Source organism: Alloprevotella sp. (assembly GCF_057240785.1).
Genome location: NZ_DBHHRH010000036.1, coordinates 1 through 8,033, shown reverse-complemented (window position 1 = coordinate 8,033; position 8,033 = coordinate 1). Strand labels below are relative to the sequence as shown.

Here is an 8,033-nt window from a genome sequence, read left to right as displayed (position 1 = left end):
GGCATATAAGAGAAAAAGAGACCCATTTTAGGTCTCTTTTTGTCACTTATGCCAATAAGGATATTTTAGAATAGAATAAAGATATCGGCTGGCACAATAAGAATATTCGTAAACACTATAAGGATATTTTTAGACACTATAAAGAGATTTTTCCTGTACCAACTAACATAAAAGTTTCCACGCATGCTCATTCACTTTCAAATAAAGCAAGAAAAAAAGGATAAAAGATAAGGTGAAGTTTGGACATCATAATGCTTAACAAACTCCACCTTTCTAAAATATCGTTGGAAGATCTATGCTCCTGCCTTCTGCATTTCACGTAGTAGTTCACGCTGTTTCTCAGTCAGACCTGTAGGTAGCTGAATGTTATAGGTAACAATCATATCACCAAAAGATCCATCTCCACGATCATATCCCTTACCACGCAACCGTACTTTTGAACCATTTTGTGTTTCAGGTTTTACTTTAAGTTTTAAACTAGAACCGTTAGCAGTACGCAAGATTATCGAGCCACCCAGTAAGGCTGTATATAAATCAATTGTAACTGTGACGTTCATTGTAGCTTCATGGCGCGGACGTCGGAAGGAGTTAGAACCTCCTCCAAACAAGTTTTCAAAGAATGACGAGAAGCCTCCTCCCCCAGAAAACTGACTAAAATCAAATCCCTCGAAGCCATCGCTACCATTAGTACCTGCATGAAAACCGCCAGCTTGATTAAAAGTATCTGCATCTCTCCAGTGCTCACCATATTGATCGTACTTTCGACGCTTCTCTGGGTCATTTAGTACATCATAAGCCTCATTTAAGGCTTGAAATTTAGCTTTTGCCTTTGGATCATCTGGATGTAAATCGGGATGAAACTGTTTTGCGCGTTTTTTAAAAGCCAAGCGAATATCCTTTTGAGGAGTATCGCGTGGAATCCCCATAATTTTGTAATAATCAATAAATGCCATTTTTATATTTTATTTTCCTCTAGCATACACAAAAAGAATGCCCAATTATGAAAAGTTTATCACTTCCAGACACTTTAAATATCTTATTTACAAGAAAACAGATAAAACTATTCATTAAGAATGATGATAAGGCTCACCATTAAGAATGGTCATCGCACGATAAAGCTGTTCGATAAAGAAAATGCGTACCATTTGATGACTAAATGTCATCCGAGAAAGAGAAATTTTTTCTTGCGCCAAACCATAAATATCTTGACTAAAGCCATAAGGACCTCCTATAATAAAAACTAAGCGTCGCCCACCGCCATTGAGACGACGCTGAATATGATTAGCAAATTCAACAGAGGAAAACTCCTTTCCACCTTCGTCCAATAGGACAACATGATCTCCCGCTTTCAGGAATTGCTGGAGTCCTATACCTTCTGCTATCTTTTGCTGCTCAAAACTCAAAGCTTTATTATTCTTCAAATCGGGTACAGTTTGCACTTCAAAGGGAAGATAATGAGTGATACGCTCAGTATAGTCAGCAGCAAGCGCAATAAGGTGTTTATCAATGGTTCTACCAACTTGTATAAATACGACTTTCATAAAGAAATACATTCATTAACTTGTTCATCGTGGGGCTCTACAGAAACCTTATCTAACATTTGAAAGGGGAAACAATAACCTATACGCCATGTCTTGTGAGAACACCTGTGTAAAAAGCAATCATAGTAGCCTCGTCCTCTCCCCAAGCGATGACAAGATAAATCAAAAGCCATTCCCGGCACAAGTATCAAATCGAGCTCCGAATAGTCTGCAAGCAACTCACCCATCGGTTCTAAAATATGAAATGCTCCTTCTACTAAAGATTCTACTCCAAGATATCTGCGCATTTCCATGTACTCTTCATCAATAACTGCAGGGAGCCAAACTTTTTTATCATCATTAAGTGCATGAGCTAATATCGCAGTAGTATCTGGCTCATCAGGCAAAGAAGCAAATAAAGCCACATTTCTTGCGGTCTGATAATGAGAATTCTCAAAAAGACTTTGTGCGAGCTGCTCACTATAGAATGCAAGCTGAGTAGCATCAAAGGACTTTTTTAGACGACGTATAAGATCCCGTTGTGCATCTTTTTCGGTTCGTACCATTGAGCTAAAGGAAAAAAAGAAGTAGTACGCAAGAAACAGGACACAAGTGCCACATTACGATCAGTTCTCATATGAAAGAAAGTACGATTCATAAAGGATTGGACATAAGCCGTCGCTGGAACAGGAAAAGCTTTTCCATCGTGAATAAGTTTCACTGCTGTTTGAACAGCCGCATCGCTACGATTTGTATACATAATGGCAGCTTCATCATCAATAGCATCTGCTAGGATATTCGATATGAGGTAACGTTCAAACAACGTTCGCGATTGTATCAACATACGCGGGCGACGTCGTACCCCATTTTTCTCGGCATAGGTAGCAAAGTCCTCCACTAATGAACTTCTCTTCAAGAAAGTTATCATATCATCAAGCCCTGAAATACTACTGAGTTGCTCACGTCTATTATCCGTAAATACATAGGCAAACTGATACATCAGACCGTTAAGATAGGCCTCACGAAAATAACTTGTCATATTGAGCGTATCGGCAGGGATGAAAACATCAGGAATAATACCACCACCACCATAGACAAAGCGACCGTGTACCGTCTTATATTTCTGTCCACTAGTCTTAATACTATCTGGATTATAATATTCTCCATGCTTCTCGCGCAACAATAAGTCAGCCTCATAATCTTCCTCATCTCCAAGCTTATACGGTTTTTGCACACAACGTCCAGAAGGCGTGTAATAACGAGCTTTAGTGAGGCGTAGCATACTGCCATCTTGGAATTCTATAGGCACTTGTACTAATCCTTTTCCGAAGGTACGGCGACCAACAATCATTGCACGATCATTATCCTGCAAAGCACCACTTAGGATTTCACTTGCAGAAGCACTGGTCTCATCGACAAGTACCACCAATGGCAGATTCTGATAACTACCGCGGCCATCACTTCTAAAATCTTCACGAGGACTCTTGCGTCCTTGTGTGTAAACAATAAGACGATTCTTTGGTAAGAATTCATTGGCAATCTGTACTGCAGGCTGCATATATCCGCCAAGATTTCCTCGCAAATCAAGTATTAAACCTCGGAAACCTTGAGTATTGAGTTGTGCTAAAGCAGAAAGAAACTCTGAATATGTATTATCGCCAAAACTATTGATACGAATATAGCCAACACTTTCACTAACCTTATAAGCAGCTGTTATACTTTTCACAGGAACATCACCACGCGTCACAACATAGCTAAGCATTTGCTTTTGCCCTGGGCGAAGAACACCTAAGCGAACCTGAGAACCTTTTTGCCCTTTTAGTCTGTTTCGAGTCGCATCTGCCGTAATAGTATCGCCTACATAGGCTTTACCATCAATATTTACTATACGATCACCAGCTCTAAGCCCAACGCCTTCTGAAGGTCCTCCCTTGACTACCTTTATAACACGAACTGTATCTTTATAGACCGTGAATTGTACTCCAATTCCTGAAAAACTGCCCTTAAGGTCTTGCATACTAGCTTCCACATCTTTTGCACTGATATATGTAGAGTGTGGATCAAGTTGCTTGAGTATTTCAGGCATAGATTTCTCTACCAAATCTGGAATACTAACCGAGTCTACATATTCATCATCAATAAGATGAAACAAATCATTTATCTTATTTGTAGAGGTATTTATAATGCTCAATTTTCGACCAGAGAAATGTGAAGCAAAAAAACTACCAATAAGTATTCCTACTATAACGCCCACTGAAACAAGCAGCGGGACAAAACGTGTCTGATTCTTAGTCATTGCTTTCTAAAAACAAATGTTTTACAACAATACCTGCCCTTTTTAAAAGTTCTACCCCGTCATGCAAGCGATAATCGCGCGCATAAATGACACGGCATATACCTGATTGAATGATAAGTTTAGCACATTCGATACAAGGTTCATCTGTTACATACATTGTAGCTCCATCTGAATTATTACCAGATCGAGCAATTTTTGTGAGAGCATTTGCTTCTGCATGAAGAACATAGGATTTAGTTACATTATTCTCATCTTCACATACATTCTCAAAACCTGAGGGCGTACCATTATAACCATCGCTAATTATCATCTTATCTTTAACAATAAGAGCACCTACCTGGCGACGCTTACAATAAGAATTTTCCGCCCAAATACGCGCCATGCGTAAATAGCGTTTATCTAAGTCAGTTTGTTTTTCTTCTGCAGTCATTTATAACTGATAATTATATTGTTACCCGTATTAAACAAAATTTCACTTTAAGATACCATCGCGTTGCATTAACGCATTAATTGTTGGCTTGCGACCCCTAAATCGAAGATACAATTGCATGGGAGGTTCTGTTCCACCCTTCGACAAAATATTATCACGGAAACTTTGGGCTGTTGTAGAATCAAAGATTCCATTCTCTTTGAAAAGAGAAAATGCATCAGCATCCAAGACTTCAGCCCACTTATAACTGTAATATCCCGCAGCATATCCTCCCGACATGATATGCCCAAATTGTACACTCATACAAGCTTCTGGAATTATTGGCAGCAACTGAACGCACTCCCAAGTCTTTCGTTCAAAATCCCGAATATCTGCATCGAAAGAATCCCGCATTGTATTGTAAGCCATATCTAAGAGCCCAAAACTTACCTGTCGAATACAAGCATAAGCAGCCTGAAACGTACGACTTTTCTGTAGCTTTTCTATATAACAATCAGGAATTGTCTCACCTGTAATATAATGTTGGGCAAAGGTTTGAAGAAATTCTTTTTCAGTGCTATAGTTCTCCATAAACTGAGAAGGCAATTCTACAAAATCTAAATAAACATTTGTACCGCTCAAAGACTGATAACAAGTCTGAGCAAAGATGCCATGGAGCGAATGACCAAATTCGTGAAGAAAAGTCTCTACTTCCCCGAGTGTCAAGAGAGCTGGTTTATCGGCCGTAGGTTTACTAAAATTCATCACAATACTTACATGAGGATGCGTATCAGCACACTGCTCTTTATAAGATGTCATCCATGCACCACTTTGCTTACCTGATCGAGGAAAGAAATCGATATAAAGAACTGCCAGGAAACTACCATCTTTATCAAAGACCTCATAGGCATCCACATCTGGATGATAAACGGGAATCTCTGCGTTCTTCTTAAATGAAATTCCATATAGACGGCTGGCTAAATCAAAAACGCCACGTTTGACAGCAGACAATTCAAAATAAGGGCGTAGCACTTCTGGATCAAGTTCGTATTGTTCTACATAGAGCTTATGGCTATAATAGCTGAAATCCCAAGGCTGAAAATCTTCAATTCCATCTACTTTTGCACGCGCTTCAACAATTTTCACTTCTTGCTTTGCCGGCTCCAAATATGCATCTATAAGCTTATTTAGTAAGTCATATACATTCTCTGTAGTTTCTGCCATACGACGCTTTAGAGCATAAGCAGCATAAGTAGGAAAACCTAACAACTGTGCAATTTGGCGGCGTAGATTCACAATTTGGCGAACCACATCAAAATTGTTATTTTTATCTTGCAGAGTACACTGACTATTATAGGCCAAATACAACTGACGGCGAAGTTCACGATTGTCCGCATATTTCATAAATGGTCCATAACTTGGAAACTTCAAAGTGAAGAGCCATCCTGTTTTACCTTTTTCTTTTGCTGCTTCGGCGGCTTGTACCAGCTGACTTTCAGGCAGGCCGCTTAGCTTTTCTTCGCTATCAACAAACAATTCGTAGGCATTTGTTGCTTTGAGATGATTCTGAGAAAAAGTGATTGTTAGCTGTGAAAGTTCAGATGTAAGAATGCGCAACTTTGCTTTATCCGCATCATTCAAATTTGCACCATTTCGCTCAAAGCCTTCGTATGTTTTTTCCAGCAACATGCGCTGCTCTGATGTTAAACTGTCCGGCGCATTATTATAAACGGCTTTGACGCGGCTAAAGAGTTCTACGTTCAAGTTTATATTATTTATGTGCTCTGACAACAGTGGAGCCATACGCTGCGTGAGTTGATCCAATTCTTCGTTGGTCTCAGCACTAGCAAGATTGAACATTACAGTCATTGCATCAGCAAGCAAATGGCCTGTCTTATCCATTGCCTCTATCGTATTTTCAAAAGTTGGGAGCTCAGGGTTCTCTACAATAACTTTTATCTCTTCGTTTTCTTGACGCATTCCTTCAAAAATCGCCTCTTCAATATCCTTCAACGTAATGCGATTGAAAGGAAAAGTTTCATGAGGAGTGCCATATAAAGTATAAAATGGATTCATTCTTTTCTTCATTTATGATTGAGCAACCGTTGTATTTCTTCAAATTTATCACCTTGATTCAACGACATATATAGGCGATACAACAATGGCCCCCAAAGGTGTAGTCGGTTTGGTGCTTGCTCACGGTACAATTCCAAATATGGCCGAGCCATAAGATAATAATTACGACGTTTTTTCAGTGCCTCCTTATACGCATGACTTGTGATTGTAGTTGGAAAATCCACTTGCGCAGCCAAATTACAATAAGCTGCACCTATGTAATAATTAGCATCAATGATAGTAGAATCTTGCAAAAGGATTTGTTGAGAATATTCAATAGCTTCACGATTCTTTCCTAGGTTCATCAAAGCTAAACCCTTCGCAGCCAAAAAATAAACATTTTTCGGATTCACATTCTGCAACAAAGAATCGGAAAGGTTCAGTGAGGATTCATAATCACCATGCCCGGTGTAATAATCGGACAACTCCGTAAAGAAAAAAGCATCATTTGGGAAAGCCTTTAATCCTTCGCGTACATATTGAAGATATACGGCCGAATCTCCGATAGCTGCATAAGCTTCAGCTGCTGTCTTCAGAATACTGGCTCTCATCTTACTTGTGTCTTGCAATGCTATTGGCGTATAGTCTATAGCCTTTCTATATTCATTCCGTAGATAGGCCGCACGCACAAGAACTGCTGCCGTCTGCACATATTCATAAGTTTTCAGTATAGATTTATCACTTCCCCATAAAGCAGTATTTGGAATATCCACAGCCATTTTTAGTAGATTGACTGCTTCTCTGTAATTTTTTTTACTATAAAAGTAACGGCCTCCCACGGATAGATTACGATAATAATGATGAAGAAGTTCTCCATGAGATTTTTGGAACATAATACGTCCCTTCCCCTTCGCTAATAAACGATGCTCGACGGAATCGCACTTGAGTGCATAATCATAGATACCATACACCGTACGAAAAAATTGCACAGTATCATAGGGTTGCTTAAGATATGCTTTTTCATTAAGGGCTTCATTCAAGTTTATATTAGCTTGCATACCATAATCATACAATTTTGGATAAGTGCAAGCCACAGAATCTTTCTCCAACTTACGCACCTGATTAAGCAACTCAGAAGCGTTCTTCTGTTTTAGCAATAATTTCAAGTCTTTCAGTACTTTCTGTGCCGACAAAGACGAAAAGCATAGCATCAGGAACAGAGAAATAGAGATAAAAATCCGATAAAACATTGACTCAATAAGCTTTTTGTTCTTTTGTTAGTATGCAAATTTAAAACAATCTATGCGAAGCACAAAACCCACTGATATAATAAGTCGTTTCAACTATGAGACATGGAGACAGACATAAGTTCAAAATGAGGAAATATTTACTGACAATCATACACTAACGTACCAGTGCATCCAAGATGTATAATTAAGAAATTCCCCCTATTTACGATATTCTTCACTATATATTTCCACAAAAAGAGATAATTTTCTAAAAAAGTCTTTCAAAAAAAAATCCTTCAAAGTTATTAACCCCAATTCGGGATAAGCAGTTCTTCTTTTTCCTCAAAAAAGTTTCAATAAAAGCCTAAAAAGAGGATTGTTTTTTGTATATTTACTGTTGAAAATCAATCATATAACAAAATAACAATCCTCATGAAACTTGTCAGCAAAGTTACGGAAATCTATTGTATTGCAGATGATTTCTGCAAAGAATATCATTCAGAATTAAACAAAACCTCTCTTTC

Annotated in this window: 7 protein-coding genes and 1 pseudogene; 1 reads left to right on the top strand and 7 read right to left on the bottom strand. The window is 38.6% G+C overall.

What is annotated here, in order from left to right; all coding sequences use genetic code 11:
- Positions 1–293 precede the first annotated feature (293 nt).
- The 7 genes from ACO4R2_RS08355 to ACO4R2_RS08325 form a co-directional block, all read right to left on the bottom strand.
- Positions 294–953 (bottom strand): DnaJ domain-containing protein, encoded by a 660-nt coding sequence (locus tag ACO4R2_RS08355; RefSeq protein WP_484769859.1) that lies wholly within the window; start codon positions 951–953, stop codon positions 294–296.
- Positions 954–1,067: 114 nt separating this feature from the next.
- Positions 1,068–1,541 (bottom strand): 23S rRNA (pseudouridine(1915)-N(3))-methyltransferase RlmH, encoded by a 474-nt coding sequence (gene rlmH, locus ACO4R2_RS08350; protein ID WP_484769858.1) that lies wholly within the window; start codon positions 1,539–1,541, stop codon positions 1,068–1,070.
- Entirely contained in the window at positions 1,538–2,086 is a 549-nt protein-coding gene (locus tag ACO4R2_RS08345; protein WP_347719086.1) for a 5-formyltetrahydrofolate cyclo-ligase, read from the bottom strand. The genes rlmH and ACO4R2_RS08345 overlap by 4 nt, the downstream gene beginning before the upstream one ends.
- Positions 2,038–3,816 carry a S41 family peptidase gene (locus ACO4R2_RS08340; RefSeq protein ID WP_484769857.1) on the bottom strand — a complete coding sequence of 593 codons (1,779 nt, stop codon included), beginning with the start codon at positions 3,814–3,816 and terminating at the stop codon, positions 2,038–2,040. The genes ACO4R2_RS08345 and ACO4R2_RS08340 overlap by 49 nt, the downstream gene beginning before the upstream one ends.
- A complete protein-coding gene (locus tag ACO4R2_RS08335; protein ID WP_311490961.1) occupies positions 3,809–4,246 on the bottom strand; it encodes a dCMP deaminase family protein in 438 nt (145 codons plus the stop codon). Before ACO4R2_RS08335 ends, ACO4R2_RS08340 begins: the two co-directional genes overlap by 8 nt.
- A gap of 42 nt (positions 4,247–4,288) precedes the next feature.
- Positions 4,289–6,313 (bottom strand): M3 family metallopeptidase, encoded by a 2,025-nt coding sequence (locus ACO4R2_RS08330; protein ID WP_484769856.1) that lies wholly within the window; start codon positions 6,311–6,313, stop codon positions 4,289–4,291.
- Complete coding sequence (locus ACO4R2_RS08325; protein WP_347719083.1) at positions 6,310–7,530, bottom strand: tetratricopeptide repeat protein; 1,221 nt, start codon at positions 7,528–7,530, stop codon at positions 6,310–6,312. Before ACO4R2_RS08325 ends, ACO4R2_RS08330 begins: the two co-directional genes overlap by 4 nt.
- Positions 7,531–7,941: 411 nt before the next feature.
- Between ACO4R2_RS08325 and ACO4R2_RS08320 the strand changes: the two are divergent.
- Positions 7,942–8,033 (top strand): annotated as a pseudogene (locus ACO4R2_RS08320) (transposase); the annotation flags it as partial.